The sequence below is a fragment of the Pseudarthrobacter sp. S3 genome (genome assembly GCF_050156905.1).
Taxonomy (GTDB): Bacteria; Actinomycetota; Actinomycetes; order Actinomycetales; family Micrococcaceae; genus Arthrobacter.
Genome location: NZ_CP189583.1, coordinates 397998 through 413119 on the forward strand (window position 1 = coordinate 397998; position 15122 = coordinate 413119).

12 protein-coding genes and 1 pseudogene are annotated in these 15122 nt (G+C 66.9%); 4 read left to right on the top strand and 9 right to left on the bottom strand.

Annotation, left to right across the window (positions count from 1 at the left end; translation table 11 throughout):
* Nucleotides 1-144: 144 nt before the first annotated feature.
* From ACQCSV_RS01930 to ACQCSV_RS01945, 4 genes and pseudogenes are all read left to right on the top strand, one after another.
* Nucleotides 145-762 (top strand): rhodanese-like domain-containing protein, encoded by a 618-nt coding sequence (locus tag ACQCSV_RS01930; RefSeq protein WP_426939070.1) that lies wholly within the window; start codon nt 145-147, stop codon nt 760-762.
* Nucleotides 759-1517: a sulfite exporter TauE/SafE family protein gene (locus ACQCSV_RS01935; RefSeq protein WP_354160974.1), complete on the top strand. Its 759-nt coding sequence runs from the start codon at nt 759-761 to the stop codon at nt 1515-1517. Before ACQCSV_RS01930 ends, ACQCSV_RS01935 begins: the two co-directional genes overlap by 4 nt.
* A gap of 25 nt (nt 1518-1542) precedes the next feature.
* Nucleotides 1543-1692 (top strand): annotated as a pseudogene (locus tag ACQCSV_RS01940) (thiol reductase thioredoxin); the annotation flags it as partial.
* 104 nt (nt 1693-1796) lie between these two features.
* Entirely contained in the window at nt 1797-3197 is a 1401-nt protein-coding gene (locus ACQCSV_RS01945; protein ID WP_426939071.1) for an MBL fold metallo-hydrolase, read from the top strand.
* A 378-nt stretch (nt 3198-3575) separates the two neighbouring features.
* On the opposite strand, the gene nagA is transcribed toward ACQCSV_RS01945, so the two are convergent.
* The 9 genes from nagA to ACQCSV_RS01990 all read right to left on the bottom strand — a co-directional run bounded on the left by nagA (nt 3576) and on the right by ACQCSV_RS01990 (nt 15108).
* Nucleotides 3576-4832, bottom strand: coding sequence for an N-acetylglucosamine-6-phosphate deacetylase (gene nagA, locus ACQCSV_RS01950; RefSeq protein ID WP_426939072.1), 1257 nt, complete (start codon nt 4830-4832; stop codon nt 3576-3578).
* Nucleotides 4829-5512: an N-acetylmannosamine-6-phosphate 2-epimerase gene (locus ACQCSV_RS01955; RefSeq protein ID WP_426939073.1), complete on the bottom strand. Its 684-nt coding sequence runs from the start codon at nt 5510-5512 to the stop codon at nt 4829-4831. Before ACQCSV_RS01955 ends, nagA begins: the two co-directional genes overlap by 4 nt.
* A 59-nt stretch (nt 5513-5571) precedes the next feature.
* Nucleotides 5572-6519 carry an ROK family protein gene (locus tag ACQCSV_RS01960; protein WP_426939074.1) on the bottom strand — a complete coding sequence of 316 codons (948 nt, stop codon included), beginning with the start codon at nt 6517-6519 and terminating at the stop codon, nt 5572-5574.
* Nucleotides 6520-6522: 3 nt separating this feature from the next.
* A complete protein-coding gene (locus tag ACQCSV_RS01965) occupies nt 6523-7464 on the bottom strand; it encodes a dihydrodipicolinate synthase family protein (protein ID WP_354223461.1) in 942 nt (313 codons plus the stop codon).
* A 37-nt stretch (nt 7465-7501) separates the two neighbouring features.
* Nucleotides 7502-8308, bottom strand: a complete 807-nt coding sequence (locus tag ACQCSV_RS01970) for an ATP-binding cassette domain-containing protein (protein WP_426939075.1) — start codon at nt 8306-8308, stop codon at nt 7502-7504.
* Entirely contained in the window at nt 8305-10440 is a 2136-nt protein-coding gene (locus tag ACQCSV_RS01975; RefSeq protein WP_426939076.1) for a dipeptide/oligopeptide/nickel ABC transporter permease/ATP-binding protein, read from the bottom strand. The genes ACQCSV_RS01970 and ACQCSV_RS01975 overlap by 4 nt, the downstream gene beginning before the upstream one ends.
* Nucleotides 10441-10443: 3 nt before the next feature.
* Entirely contained in the window at nt 10444-11400 is a 957-nt protein-coding gene (locus tag ACQCSV_RS01980) for an ABC transporter permease (protein WP_141139074.1), read from the bottom strand.
* A 165-nt stretch (nt 11401-11565) separates the two neighbouring features.
* Nucleotides 11566-13188: an ABC transporter substrate-binding protein gene (locus ACQCSV_RS01985; RefSeq protein ID WP_354155505.1), complete on the bottom strand. Its 1623-nt coding sequence runs from the start codon at nt 13186-13188 to the stop codon at nt 11566-11568.
* A 141-nt stretch (nt 13189-13329) separates the two neighbouring features.
* Nucleotides 13330-15108 (bottom strand): sialidase family protein, encoded by a 1779-nt coding sequence (locus ACQCSV_RS01990; protein ID WP_354155504.1) that lies wholly within the window; start codon nt 15106-15108, stop codon nt 13330-13332.
* Nucleotides 15109-15122: the final 14 nt, after the last annotated feature.

Here is a 15122-nt window from a genome sequence, read left to right on the forward strand (position 1 = left end):
GTTGTGTGGGATTCAGCTCCAAGGGATGCTCCAGAATAGCTCGCGGGTGTTTCATGACTTATACCCCCCAGGGTGTTTTGACTACCCCGGGGGGTATCTGTAATATCGGTGGGTATCCACCCGACCCCTCCCGAGAGGCCTTCAATGACGTCCCCTTCCAAAGCAGCCGCCGTTAAGGCACTTGCCCCGGAGACCCTTCAGTCCTGGTTTAAAGAGCACCGGGATTTGGTGGTAATCGATGTGCGTTCCGCCGCGGAGTTCGAGTCCATGCATATCCGCGGCTCCTACAATGTGCCGCTGCCGTTGCTGTCCGAGCACACTGACGAGCTCGCCGCGCGGCTGGGTTCGCGAGTGGTTCTGGTCTGCCAGTCCGGGGTACGGGCCGAGCAGGCCCGCCAGCGCATGGCGACCGTCGGCTTGGACACTGCTTACGTCCTCACCAGCGGCGTTCCTGGCTTCGACGCGGCCGGCGGCGACGTGGTCAAGGGCAAGGACCGCTGGGACCTTGAGCGCCAAGTCCGCCTGGCCGCGGGTTCCTTGGTGGTTTTGGGCCTGGCCGGGGGCAGGTTCGTCTCCCCGAAGATCCGCATGCTGGCCGGCGCCATCGGCACCGGCCTGACGTTCTCGGCCGCGACCAACACCTGCGCCATGGGCAAGGCCCTCTCGGCCATGCCGTGGAACAAGGCAGCCACGGAGCCCACCCGAGAAAGCGCTATCCTGCAGCTTCCCGTTCCGGCCGCAGAAGAGGACGCCGCGGCATGATTCCGGCCCTGGGTCTGGGGCTCGTCGTCGGGATCGTCCTGGGCGTAGTGGGCGGCGGCGGGTCGATCATCGCCGTTCCAGCTTTGGTGTACGGGATGGGCATGAGTCCGGCGCAGGCCATCCCCACCTCTCTGCTGGTAGTGGGGGTGTCTTCGCTGGCAGCCCTGCTTCCCCGGATCCGGGAGGGCCTGAACTGGCCCGTGATCGCATTGGTCGGGGCCGCCGGTATTCCGGCGGCCTGGGCCGGCGCGGCCGTAGGCAAGCTGCTGGATCCGAATATCCTGATGCTGGGGTTTGCCGTGATCATGGTGGCTGCGGGCATCCGGATGCTGATGAAGCCCCGCGAGTCCGAAGGGTCCTGCAGCACCGGCCCCCACCGGGCTTTCCGGTCCTGCGCCCCGAAGGCCGTGGCGGTGGGCCTGCTCGTAGGATTCCTCACCGGACTGCTCGGGGTAGGCGGCGGGTTCCTCATCACCCCCGCGCTGACCATCTTCCTGGGCCTGCGGATGAAGCAGGCTGTCGGAACCTCCCTGGCGATCATCATCATTAACTCCGCCGCCGGCTTCAGCGCCCACGCCGCCGGCTACACCATCGACTGGGCCACCACCCTGGCGTTCGCGGTCCCGGCCATCCTGGGTTCCGTCCTCGCCGCCCGCCTGGCCCGCCGCCTGCAGGACAAGCACATCCGCATATCCTTCGCGGTACTCATCTTCGCTGTCGCGGCGTGGGTTACCGCCGGCACCCTCACCGCCTGACGCCACCCAACAAGTACAACACCCGAACATCACCTCCATCCCCACCCTCATGGCCTCCAAGGACAACACCCTCGTCTTCTCCCAGCCCGGAGCACTCAACGCCGCCGGACTCGACGAAGTCATCCAAGCCGTCAAGAACCTGGACGTGGACAAACTTGAACGAGCTATCCAGTAGGGAATCCGATTTGGCACCTACTCAATTGCGGGATACCCCTGGGGGTATATACTAGGTTGAGAACTGAACCTCCCGATCCCCTTTCACCTGAAGGAGAACAACAGATGCTTATCGAGCGTATTTACGACGAGGACCTTGCCCAGGCCAGCTACCTGATCGGCTGCCAGGCCAACGGCACGGCCGTCGTTGTCGACGGCCGCCGCGACATCGCCGTTTACCAGTACTTGGCCGAGAAGAACGGCATGAAGATCGTGGCCGTCACCGAAACCCACATCCACGCCGACTACCTCTCCGGCACCCGCGAACTCGCAGCCGCCACCGGCGCGAAAATCTACGTCTCCGGTGAAGGCGGGCCGGACTGGCAGTACGAATTCGACGGCGAACGCCTTCACGACGGTGACAAGATCACCGTCGGCAACATCAGCATCCAGGCTGTTCACACCCCGGGCCACACCCCGGAGCACCTGTCCTTCCTGGTCACCGACGGCGCATTCAGCGACCAGCCCGGCTACCTGCTCTCCGGGGACTTCGTCTTCTCCGGTGACCTGGGCCGCCCTGACCTGCTCGACGAAGCCGCCGGCGGCGTCGACACCCGATTCGAGAGCGCCAAGCAGTTATTCGCCAGCTTGCGGGATAAGTTCCTGACCCTGCCGGACTACGTCCAGGTCCACCCTGCTCACGGCGCCGGCAGCGCCTGCGGCAAGGCACTCGGCGCCATCCCCTCCTCCACCGTCGGCTACGAGCGTCTCTACGCCTGGTGGGGCCCCTACCTCGCCACCAACGACGAGCAGGGCTTCATCGACGAACTCCTCGAGGGCCAGCCCGACGCCCACGCCTACTTCGGCCGGATGAAGCGCGAAAACCGTGTGGGCCCGGCCGTCATGGGGGAACGCGCTCCGCTACAGGAACTGAATCCCGAAATGGTCGCGAAAGACCTCTCCGAGGACAAGGTCACCTTCATCGACAGCCGCCCGAACAGCGAAGTCCACGGGGGCACCGTGGCCCGGTCCCTGAACGTTCCGGCCGCGAAGTCCGGGGCCAGCTACGGCGCCTGGGTGGTAAACCCGGAGACGGACAAGAACCCGCTGGTGCTCCTGGCCGCCGACCAGGAATCCGCGCACGACATGTGGGATCACCTGGTCCGCGTGGGCATCGACAACGTTGCCGGCTACCTCACCAGCATCGACGGTCTGCCCACCTTCATACCCAAGCTTATCCAGGCCGAGGACCTCGCCGGCTTCGAGGCGGCCATGGTCCTGGACGTCCGCAACCGCACCGAGCACACCGCCGGGCACATCCCCGGCTCACACCAGCTCAGTGGCGGCCGCGCCATGTGGCACCTCGACGAACTCCCGGCCGAGGGCACCATCGTGAGCTACTGCCAGTCCGGCGTACGGAACTCCGTGGCTGCCAGCGCCCTCCGCCGCGCCGGGTACGACGTCGTCGAACTCGACGGCAGCTACGCCGCCTGGAACGCCTGGCAGAACAGCGTTCCTGCTGTCTAAGCAGGCGTAGCGGTGCGAACACCAACTAAGTAAAACCAGGGTGCGGTTGTGCGGGTGCGTTCCACCCGTGCCACGCACCCCCCTGTTCAGCGACTTACCAACCAAGGAGAATCACATGTGCCGGGCAGTGAAATGCGATAAATGCCACAAGACGGCGTGGGCCGGATGCGGCCAACACGTAGACGAAGTCCTGCGCGGAGTTCCCAGCTCCCAGCGCTGCCTCGGTCACGCGCGGGAGAGCCGGTCCGCGAGGGGCTTTTTCGCCAAACTCTTCGGGCGGTAGAGCTCCTTAGCCGCCCCGGAGATCGTCAGCTACGGCAGTACCAGCAGGTAGCCGGACGGTCCGAGCTGCTGGGCACGATCGGCCCACGTGCCGCGTTAAACGCCGACGGCGGGGCGTCCCAGAGTGCGGCCGGCGCGCAGGACCAGGACGCGGCGGAAGCTGCGGTCCACTACGAGGACGTCGGCACGCAGGCCCGCGCGGAGGCTTCCGATTTCGTGTTCCCGGCCGATGATGGCCGCCGGCACCGCCGTGGCTGACAGAACAGCGGCGGCCGGCTCCACCCCGGATTCAATGGTCCGCCGCAGAACGTCCAGCATTGTGGCCGTCCCGCCGGCGAGCGTGCCGTTGCTGAGCCGGGCCACGGCACCGCTGACGGAGACGGCTGCGGGGCCCAGCTCGTAGTCGCCGTCGGGCAATCCGGTGGCGGCCATGGAGTCGGTCACCAGGACCACGTTCTCCGCGCCTACCAGCTCGAAGACCATCCGGACCGTTTCGGGGTCCAGGTGCGCGCCGTCGGCGATGAGTTCGACGGCAATCGTGCCGGCACCGGCCAGCCGGAGGCACGCGGCGACGGGTCCGGGGCTGCGGTGGTGCAGCGGTGGCATGCCGTTAAAGAGGTGCGTGACGGTGGGGCGCGATACGGTCCCCAGACCGGAGGCCGCCAGCAACTCCGCCGCCTCGGTGAGGGAGGCCGCCGTCGTCCGTGCGTCCGCGTCAGTGTGGCCCAGCGACGGTGTGACGCCGTGCTCGGCGAGCGTGCGCACCACGGCGCCGGCACCGGGAAGTTCAGGCGCGTAGGTCATTGTCCGCAGGTGGCCGCCGGCCGCGGCCAGCAGCTCGGCCAGCATGGGGAGGTCCGGCTTGAGCAGGTACCGCGGATCCTGGGCGCCGCAGCGTGCATGGGAGAGGAACGGCCCTTCGGCGTGGATGCCCGCGATGAGTCCTTCGTCGGCGAGCTGCCGCAGGGTTGCCAGGCTACGCATCAGGTCCTCGCGGGACGCCGTAACCATGCTTGCCAGCAGCGTGGTGGTGCCGCTGCGGTGCAGGAAGTCCACGGCGGTCCTGGCAGCCCCGCTATCGCCGCTGGGGAAGTCGCCGCCCACGGCGCCGTGGCAGTGCAGGTCTACGAGGCCGGGCAGAATCATGCTGCCCGGCGGAAGGTTAAGTTCTTCAAGGCCCGGCAGCGATGCCTCGTCCAGGCCCGCACGGGGCCCCACATACGCGATCCGGCCGTCCGCGACGGCCACCACGGCGTCGGCCTGGGCCGAGCCGCCGGTCAGGACCGTGCTGGCCAGCAAATAGGTCCCGGCCTCGGCGGCGGTGGGCTGTGTCTGTTCCCGCGGCGGATTCACTTCAGGGCCTCGGCGAACCAGCCGGTGATGGTGGCCGGGTGCGTGATCGCGGTTCCGACGACGACGGCGAACGCGCCGGCGTCGAGGCACTGCCGGGCCTGGGCGGGGGAGTGGAGGCGGCCTTCGGCGATGAGCGGCACGCCGAAGCTGGCAGTGGCGATCTGCTCCAGCAGTTCCAGGTCGGGGCCGTGCGTCTTGGGGCGCTCGCCGGAGTAACCGGAAAGCGTGGTGCCGATCAGGTCGGCCCCGGCCGCGACCGCTGCGGCAGCGTCGTCGAACGAGCCGCAGTCCGCCATGACCAGCGCGTGGGAATCCTGATGGATGCCCGCCACCGTCTGGGCCAGGGTCAGGCTGTCCGGACGCTCCCGTCGCGTGCCGTCGATCGCCACCACGTGTGCGCCCGCGTTGGCCACCGCCAAAGCGTGGCAGAGCGTGGGAGTGATGAAGACGCCGTCGTGCCCGTCCTTCCAAAGCCCGATCACCGGAACCTCAACCGCTGCCCGCGTGAACTGCACATCGGCCAGGCCTTGGACGCGGATAGCAGCGGCGCCGCCGATCACGGCGGAGGCGGCCACCTGCGCCGTGGTGCGCGGGTCCCGCATGGGCTCGCCCGGATACGCCTGGCAGGAGACGATGAGTTGCCCGCGCAGGGCTTCGAGGGCTTCGGGGGTCAGAATCACGGTCGGGTCCTCTGGAAGGTTTGGCGGAGCGGGTTGAAGATCGGGTTGGGGCGGGGTGCTTAGGACGGAGTGGTGAGCACCAGGCGCGCGGCGCCCACCATTGCTGCTGCGTTGCCGAGTTTAGCGGGCAGGACCGGGAGGCTGAGCAGGGCCGGCAGGAGTTCGGCGCGTAAGGCCCGTTCCATGGGGCGCCACCAGGGGGCGCCGGCGTCGGACAACCCGCCGGAAACCACCACTACCTCGGGGTCCAGGATATTCGCGAGACCTCCCACCGCCTGCCCTGCCGCGGCGGCGCCCATGCCCACAGCTTTGATGGCCACGGCATCGCCGGCGCCGGCAAGGGCAAAGACGCCGCGGGCGTCCAGCGCCGGCTCGTTGCCGCCCAGACGCACGTACGCCTCACGGATGGCAGGCCCGGAGGCGATCGCCTCAACGTGCCCGGCGCCGCCGCAGACGCAAGGAACGGGCAGACCTTCGTCGAAAGCGTACGGGGAGGCGAAGTGGCCCACGTGTCCGCCCGCGTACCGGTGACCCAGGACCGGGTGCCCGGCCAGGACAAAACTGCCGCCGACGCCGGTGCCGAACGCCACCAGGAGCGAACTGGTGGTTCCTGCGGCGGCACCCGTCCACGACTCGCCCAGGGCGTGCGCGTGGACATCGTTTACTGCCTGCACAGCCCCGGGCGCCAGGCCAAGCCGGGCGGCCAACCCTGCGGTCAGCTTGGTTCCGGCCCACCCGAGAATGGCATCCGTAGCCGACACCACCACACCTCGTCCGGCATCGATGACCCCTGCCGAGCCAACCCCGACCCCCACCATGTCCAGGTTCTCTGCTTGAGCCCGGGACATGAGGGAAGAAATGAGCGCCGCAGTAGCGTCCAGGATCGCGTCGCCGCCGTCCCGGTTCAGGGTGGGAATGGTTTCTGAAAACAAGACCTCCCCGTCCCCGGACACAACCCCGGCAGCAGTCTTAGTACCCCCAAGGTCGACACCGATCGCGTACATCATTTTCTACACCAGGCCGTTGCGTTCCAGGATGACGCGGATTGCCTTGGTCTCGGCCTCGTCCAGGGAGAGCATGGGGGCGCTCATGACGTTCGTCTTGATGATGCCCATGAGCTGCAGGGCGGTCTTGAAAGCGCCCAGACCCGCGGCGTTGCCGGACATGCGGCCGGCCTTGGGGGTGTAGACGATCTCGAAGACGTCGGCCAGGCGGTCCTGCTCGGCTGCGGCCTGGGCCCAGTCGCCGGCCTGCGCGGCGTCGAACAGGCGGCGGTAGCCGGCGGGGTCAACGTTGCCGAGGCCCGGAACAACACCCTGGGCGCCGCCCAGGAGGGCGCCGTCCACAACCACTTCGTGGCCGGTGAAGATGTCGAAGTTGGGGATGTCCTTGGCGGCCAGCAGCAGCTGGCGGAACGAGACGTCGTCGCCGGAGGAGTCCTTCACACCGGCAATGACGCCGTCGCGGCCCAGCTCGACCAAAAGGTCGGTGGGCAGCTTGAAGTGGGTGCGCACCGGCACGTCGTAGGCGAAGACGGGAACGTCGACGGCGGCGGCGATGGAGCGGAAGTGCGTGTTGTTCTCCTGGGCGTTGGAGATGGCGTAGTACAGGCTGGTGGCCACGATAGAGTCGGCGCCCAGCGCGATGACGCGCTTGGCTTCCTCAATGACGCGGTTGGTGGTCTGTTCTACTGCGCCCACGATGACCGGCACCTGGCCCGCGTTCACGCCTGCCACGGTCTGCACGACGAGGTCGCGCTCGCTGTTGGTCATGTGGGTGACCTCGCCGGAGGAACCCAGCACGAACAGGCCGCTGACGCCGCCGTCGAGCAGGTGCTTGGTGACGTTTTCCAGCGACGCTACGTCGATGGCGCCTTCGGCGGTGCGTGGGGTTACGACGGGCGGAATGACGCCCTGGAAACGGGAAGCGACGGTGGTCACAGAGTTCTCCAAATATTGATGGTTTAGACGAAAATTTATGGCGGGAAGGCTAGATGTGGAGCAGACTCGGGGCGGCGCCCAGGAGCTTCTTGGTGTAGTCGTTGGTGGGGCTGTCGAAGACCTGGGTCGCGGTGCCCTGCTCGACGATCTTGCCGAAGTACATAACGCAGATGCGGTCCGAGACGTAGCGGACGGTCTGGATGTCATGCGAGATGAAAACCATGCCGAGGTTCAGCTGGGTCTTCAGGTCCGAGAGCAGGTTCAGCACCTGGGCGCGGACGGAGACGTCAAGGGCCGACGTCGGCTCGTCCGCCACGATAATGTCCGGATCCAGCGCCAGGGCGCGGGCAATCGCCACACGCTGGCGCTGGCCGCCGGAAACCTGCGACGGCGTGACTTCTGCAGCGGACTGCGGCAGGCCCACGACGGCCAGCAGTTCCTTGACCTTCGCCGCACGGGATGCGGCGTTGCCGATGCCGTGGATCTGAAGCGGGTCGGTGAGGATGTCCTGGACGGTCATGCGCGGGTTCAGCGCCGTGGCGGGGTCCTGGAAGACCACGGACACGGAGCGGCCGAATTCCTTGCGCATTTGTGCGTTGCGCTTGATGGCGGGCTTGCCGTGGAACAGGACCTCGCCCGACGTCGGCGGCTGCAGTCCCACGAGCACGGACGCGAGTGTGGACTTACCGCAGCCGGACTCACCCACGATGCCCACGGTTTCGCCGCGGCTGATGGTGAAGTCGACGCCGTCGACCGCTTTGACGATGTTCGGGCGGAAGAGCCCGCCGCCACGTGCGTGGTGGTAGACCTTGACGTCCTTGAGCTCGATGACCGGTTTGCCGGTTGATTCGCTCACTTTGCATCCTCCTTCAGATGGCTCGCCCAGTAGTGGTCCGCGTCCCCGCCGTTGGCGGCTCCCGCCGACGTCAGGACCAGCTGCTGGTTGGGGTCGGCGTCGGACCGCAGTGAACGCGGGGCGAAGCGGTCTCCCGGGGCGAAGTCCCGCGGGGACGGGACGGTGCCGGGGATCTGGTGCAGGCGCACGGCGTCGGCCTCGATGGAGAGGACAGCGCCGAGCAGGCCGCGGGTGTACTCGTGCTTGGGGTTCTGCAGCAGTTCCGAAGCTTGTGCGGATTCCACCACCTGGCCGGCGTACATCACGGTGATGCGGTGGGCCAGGGAGGCCACCAGGGCGAGGTCGTGGCTGACGAAGACCATGGCGAAGCCGAGCTGTTCGCGCAGTTCGTTGAGCAGGTCCACTACCTGTTTCTGGACCGTGACATCCAGTGCGGTGGTGGGCTCATCGGCAACCACGATCTTCGGCGAACGGGACAGGGCCATGGCGATCAGGACGCGCTGGCGCTGGCCGCCGGAGAGCTCGTGCGGGTAGCTGGCAAGCGTCCGGACCGGATCGAGCCTGACCAGTTCCAGCAGCTCGGTGGGGGTCTTGCGGCCGCCGCGCTTGGTCAGCTGCTCCATCTGGTCCTTGATCTTCATGGACGGGTTCAGGGAGCTCAGGGCGTCCTGGTAGACCATGGCGATCTGCTCGCCGCGCAGGCCTTCGTAGGCTTTGACGCTGCTGTGGCTGGTGGCCGGATCCAGCAGTTCCTTGCCGTCGAACTTGATGGACCCGGTGACCTGCGCGGTCTTGGGCAGCAGGCCCATGACCGCGAGGGACGTGATGGACTTGCCGCAGCCGGATTCGCCCACCAGGCCCATGGCTTCGCCTTCGCGGACCGTAAAGGAGACGTTGTCCACAATCGCGGTGTCGCCGAAGCGGCCCGGGAAGCGGATGGAAAGGTTCCTGACCTCGAGGACGTTGCGCGCTCCGGCCGGTACCTGGGGGAGTCGGTCGGTGCGCGTAGCCTCGATGGCGGAAAGCAGTTCCAGTTCCTTGTCCAGCAACAGGTGCGGGTTCGCCGCGGCCAGCTTCGGATCGGAGAGGATGGCTGCCTCGTTGTAGTGCTCCTCGGTGAGGACGTCACCGTAGGCGGCGCGCACGCCGTCGAGCTCGTGTTCTTCCACCACCGAAGGCTGGGCCACGGAAGTGCCGATCTGGGTGTCGACGCCGGCACCCACCGCTGCGCCGGACACAACAGCCGATGCGCCGTCGTCGTCCTTTACTGCAGGTGCCTTGCGCAGTTTCGGGTTCACCATGGCGTCGGTGAGGCCCTCGGCGAGGATATTCAGCGAGAGGACGGTGAGCAGGATGGTCACACCGGCGAAGGTGGTGGCCCACCAGCCGCCGGACAGGACCAGGTTGCGGCCGTAGGAGATCACATTGCCCCACGACGGTGCGGGGTCCTGGACGCCGGCGCCGAGGAAGGACAGTGAGGCTTCGAGGATGATGGCGTCGGCCACCATCACCGTGGCGAACACCAGTACGGGGGCCGCGGTGTTGCGGACGATGTGCTTGAGCAGGATGTAGAAGCGGCCTGCGCCGATCACACGCTCGGCGCGGACGTAGTCTTCGCCGTACTGGGAGAGCACGTTGGCGCGGACCACGCGGGCCAGCTGCGGGGTATAGATGATGGCGATCGCGATGATGATGGTGGGAACCGAGTTGCCGAACGCGGCCAGCAGCACTGCGGCCAGGGCGATGCCCGGAAACGCCATCAGGATGTCCATCAGGCGCATGATCAGTTCGTTGACGGCCTTGCTGGATGTGGCGGCGAAGGAACCCAGCAGGGCGCCTGCCAGGATGGCCAGAATGACGGCGCCGAGGCCGATCATCAGTGAGGACTGGGCGCCGAAGAGCAGGCGGGAGAAGATGTCGCGGCCCAACCGGTCGGTGCCGAAGAAGTGCTCAGCTCCCGGCGGGGTAGCGGGGATGAAGGTCTCGAGCGGATCGTGCGGCGCGATGACGGGCGCGAACACGGCGGAGAGGACGATCATAATGAGGAAGAGGAGGGCGATGCGGGAGCCCCAAGGCAGGGCCTTGAAACGGAGGCCCGGGGCACTCAGCCGTTCAGCAAGCTTGCTACGCATGGGCTATACCGTCCTGATTCGGGGGTTGATGAGCAGGTACAGGAGGTCCACCACGATGTTCACCAGAACGAAGGTGACCGAGATGGTGAGCACCACGCCCTGGACCAGGTTGACGTCCAGGTTGGTGATGCCGTTGAGGATCAGCTGGCCCATGCCGGGCAGGGCGAAGATCATTTCAATCACGACGGCGCCGCCGAGCAGGTAGCCCACGCGGAGTCCCAGCACGGTCACCGGAGTCACCAGTGCGTTGCGGAGGACGTTCTTGGAGACCACTTCGCGGTAGGGGACACCGTTGCCGATGGCGGTGCGGACGTAGTCGCGGTCCAGCTCCTCCACCATCGAGGTGCGGACCACGCGGATCAGCGAGGCGGAGACCGGGATGCCGAGGGCCAGGGCCGGGAGGGCCATCGAGTTGAGCCAGCCGCCGAAGCCGGATTCCGGCGTCGCGATTCCCCCGGAGGGGAACAGGGGGCTGGCGCCGAGGGCAAACCACTGGATGAGCAGGATGCCCAGCCAGAACGAAGGCGTGGCGATCGCGGCGATCGAGAAAACGCGGACCAGCTGGTCCTGCCATTTGTCGCGGTAGAGGGCGCCGAGGATGCCGAAGGTCAGGGACAGGACGATTGCGATCAGCACGCCCAGGAAGGTCAGCTGCAGCGTCAGGGGGAACGCGGAGCCGATCATGGAGGCCACCGACTTTGCCGGCGGCGTGGTGACGCCGAGGTCCAGCTGCAGCAGCTTGCCGAGGAAGCTGAAGTACTGGATGACCAGCGGGTCGTTCAAGCCGTTTTCCTGGCGGTACTGCTGCTTCGCTTCTTCGCTGGCGCCGTCGCCGAGGGCGGAGCTTGCCTGGTCGCCGGGAGCGGCCTGCAGGACAAGGAAGACGAGCAGGGTGATGCCCAGGATCATCAATGGCAGTGCTGCGAGTCTGCGGCCAAGCAGACGCAATATCGTGACCAATTTGTTCTCCGGTTTGTTTGGTTGTGCCGCGGGGGCCGCTGCACGGGTGGTGCTTTCGAGCCCAGAGAGGCCATGGCCGGCGGGCCACAGCCCCTCCGCTGCGTCGAGTTCGTGATGCCGTTTCCCCGGGAGGCCCCGGGGTGCTGCGCTGGTTCTCAGCGCAGCTTAGGCGGTGCGGCCGACGTCGATGAACGACATGCCGGTGGTGGGCAGCGGCTTGAAGCCGTTGAGCTTCTTGTCGTCCCAGGCGGAGGGCAGCTGGCGGTGGAAGATCGGGTACAGCGGAACTTCATCGGAAACGAGGTCCACAATTTCGCCGGTGATCTTCTTGGCGTCTGCTGCGGCAGCCTGGGAGCCCTTGTTCATGAGCTCCTGCAGCTTGGCGCGTTCCGGGGCGGTCCAGTAGGCGCGCTTCTCCATCCAGGTGGCGCCCGAGTAGAACCAGCTCAGGAGCAGGTCCGCGTCGTTGCCGAAGACTGAGGGGTCGCCGGGGGCTGCGACCACTGAGTAGTCGCCGGTGCCGACGCGGTCGGTGTACAGCGCGCCGGACTGGATGCTCTTGACGGAGACCTTGACGCCCGGGATCTTGTTCCAGGATTCGAGGATCAGCGGGGCAACGTCCTTGACCCAGGCAGTGTCCGTGGTGAGCAGCTCGAATTCGAGGCTCGTGACACCGGCCTGCTTGAGCAGGTCTTCGGCCTTGTTGACGTCGTAGCCGTAGACGTTCTTGGCCTTGACGTAGTCCGGGTGGCCTTCCTGGAAGTAGGAGCTGGCGGGCTTGGCGTTGCCGAACAGGGCCTTCTTGATGATGGCTTCTTTGTCCAGGCCGTAGTGCAGTGCCTGGCGGACCAGCTTGTTGTTGAACGGGGCCTTGTTGCAGTTGAACATCAGGAACATCAGGCCGAAGGACTGGACGGATTCAACCTTGACCTTGGACTTCAAACCGTCGATGTCCAGATAGGGGACGTCCTCGATGGCCTGGACGCGGCCGGACTGGACGGCGGTGACGCGGGCAGCGGCGTCGGAGAGCAGGAGCCAGGTCATGCCCTTGGCCAGTGCCGGCTTGGGGCCGTTGTAGTCTGCGAACGCTTCGAAGACGATCTTGTCGTCCTTGGCGGCGGAGATGAGCTTGTAGGGGCCGGTGCCGACGGGCTTGGCGTCGAAGGCCTTGAGGTCCTGGGCCAAGGCCTTGGGAACAACCTTGACCACGGAGATGCGGGGGCCGAAGCCGGGGAAGGCGTACTTGAGGGTGAACTCAACCGTCTTGGCATCCAGGGGCTTGACGTCCTGGATGAACGGGATGAACTGCGAGAACAGGGACTTGTTCGCCGGGTCCATCACGCGGGTGAAGGAGAAGGCGACGTCTTCGGTGGTGACCGGGGTGCCGTCGTGGAACTTGGCGCCTTCGCGGATGGTCACCTGGTAGGTGGTGTCGTTGACCTTCTTGGGGTCCGAGGCCGCCAGCGCGTTGTACGGCACGCGGGTGGCCGGGTGCAGTTCGATGAGGCCTTCGAAGATGTGCAGGTTGGCGGCCATCGGAGTGGCGCCTGAGGAGCTCAGCGGGTCGAAGCCGGTGGAGAGGGCATAGGAGATGCCCGCCTCGATGGTGAGGTCCTTGTTGACTGCCGCAGCGCTCGCGGAGTCGCCGGTGGTGGTAGCTGCCGGGCTGCCGCACGCGGCGACAGAGGCGGTGAATGCTGCAGCGGCGCCCATGGCACCGGTGAGCTTGAGGAAGTTCCGGCGGCTGGCGTCATTGACCAGCGGCAGGTTCTTGGTGATGTTGTTCATGAGGGCCTCGCCATTCCAGAAGGTTTATCGGATGTAGGACGTCCGAGCTCGTATGTCGACTGTAAGCGTCATCACAGGTTCACGTCAAGCGCCAACTTCGTAACGCTTTCCACTTCCTGCGGGCTTTCGGCGAACGCTCTCTCACCCGGTCGCGCTGACGTCGCCTGAGACAGTGTCAAACCTGAAAGCACGACGGCGGCGCTCGGCAGTGCCGCCGCGCTCGCCGGTCACTTCAAACGTCACCTCGTAGGCCACCTCGGCGTAGCCGCGCGCCACATCGGCCCTGGTGACGGTGTACACCGGGGTGAAATACAGGGCTTCTTCCCCGGGGTCAAGATCCGTCGCGGGAAAGGCGTCCGAGCTGGGACCGGACAGCCGGACCGCGGCCACCGGCAGGGATCCGTCATTGCGCGCCCTGCCCGTGAAGGCCAGGATGTCCCCGGCCTTGTAGCCGGGAATGATGGGGCCGTAGTTCAGGTCCTGCGCCTCCCGGGTGCCGATGACCTGCGCAGCCTCGGCCGAGTAGCCCTGTCCGATTTCCTTCCAGGTGTGCACGCCCCAGTCCTCGCCGCCGGACTGCAACAGGTGGAACTCGCCGGCGTTCTGCCAGACCGTCGGCCGGCCGGGCGTGATGGACCGCAGTTCCATGTCGAACACAAGGCCGTCGCCGTCATTTGGCGCGCTTACCCCGCCGGTGGACCCGGGCGGGGTGCCCCCGGCGGGGCTCCCAGTGTCGGCGCTGCCGGAGCCGCCGGGAATGCGGGCGGTGAGCTGGGCGGTGAGTTGCAACGCAGGCACCGAGGCGAACACGATTTCCCGGTAGCCCTGGCGCTCGTAGAGGACGCCGATGTTGCCGTCGGGGAGCCGGGTTGCCGTCGAATACGCCGAGCTGCCTGGGCACAGGACCAGCTTGGCGGGCCAGCTGCGCCCGTTATCGGTGGACAGGCTAATCACCGTGTTCCGCCGCAGCGCGGTGTCCTGGTTGTTGGTTGCCAGTAGCCATGTATCCGTGGCCTCGCCGGCGAATGCAGTCAGGGACGGCAGGCCGTCAAAGCGGACCAGTGAGCCGTTATCGCCCGGGTCCGGGAGGTCCTCGACGGCGCGAAGGGCGCTCCAGGTGGCCCCGCCGTCGTCCGATAGTGCCGCAAGGCGGCGCGGTGTGCCGCGGCTGTGCAGCAGCAGCCGGCCGTCCTGGAGCGCGGCAACCTTGTTTTCGTTGGGGGCATGGCCGTGCGTCCCGGCGCCGATGAGCTCCCCGAGCGTCCAGGTGCTGCCGTGGTCGTCGCTGTACGCGGAAGCGGCCATGATCTCGCCGCCGGCCAGGACCACAAACTGCTGGACCAGCCGGCCGCGGTACGGGCCCGTGTGGATCTGGATGCCCTGCCCGGCCGCGGCGAAGATCCCGGTGATGTCCGGCTCGTCCGTACTAGGCTCACGCGGGCGGAGGGGCGGCCGGAGCTTAAGCTGGGCGGTGATCCGGCGGTGCTGCCAGGTCAGGCCGTCGTCGTCCGAGTAGCTGAGATCGCAGTGCTGCACATCGTCGTCGGGCTCCAACCCGGCCGCGGCTTCGAAGAATCCGGCGTGCGTTCCGGCGGCGTGGAACAAAAGGATCCGGCCGGTCTCAGCGTCCACCAGGAGGCTCGGATCGCCGTAGCCATTGAGGCCGCGGCCAGTCCTTACTACCTGCTGTTTGCCCCAGGTCCGGCCGTTGTCCGTGCTGCGCCGGAGCAGGAGGTCAATCGGGTTGGGCAGGTCATCGAGGTTGGGGCGGCCGTCGTAGGCGGCCAGCAGGGTGCCCTGCCGCGAAACGGCGAGGGCGGGGATCCTGTATTGCCGGTAGCCTCCGGCGCCCCGGACCGCCAGCACGTGTTCGACGTCGGGCATGGCAGCCGACATTGGCTGCAGGACATGGGATGTCATATCTCCATGATAGG

Bases quoted from the DNA above. Each gene is read 5' to 3' on its own strand.
- ACQCSV_RS01990 (WP_354155504.1), bottom strand. From the start codon at position 15,108: ATGACATCCCATGTCCTGCAGCCAATGTCGGCTGCCATGCCCGACGTC.
- ACQCSV_RS01975 (WP_426939076.1), bottom strand. From the start codon at position 10,440: ATGCGTAGCAAGCTTGCTGAACGGCTGAGTGCCCCGGGCCTCCGTTTC.
- ACQCSV_RS01930 (WP_426939070.1), top strand. From the start codon at position 145: ATGACGTCCCCTTCCAAAGCAGCCGCCGTTAAGGCACTTGCCCCGGAG.
- ACQCSV_RS01945 (WP_426939071.1), top strand. From the start codon at position 1,797: ATGCTTATCGAGCGTATTTACGACGAGGACCTTGCCCAGGCCAGCTAC.
- ACQCSV_RS01935 (WP_354160974.1), top strand. From the start codon at position 759: ATGATTCCGGCCCTGGGTCTGGGGCTCGTCGTCGGGATCGTCCTGGGC.
- ACQCSV_RS01985 (WP_354155505.1), bottom strand. From the start codon at position 13,188: ATGAACAACATCACCAAGAACCTGCCGCTGGTCAATGACGCCAGCCGC.
- ACQCSV_RS01960 (WP_426939074.1), bottom strand. From the start codon at position 6,519: ATGATGTACGCGATCGGTGTCGACCTTGGGGGTACTAAGACTGCTGCC.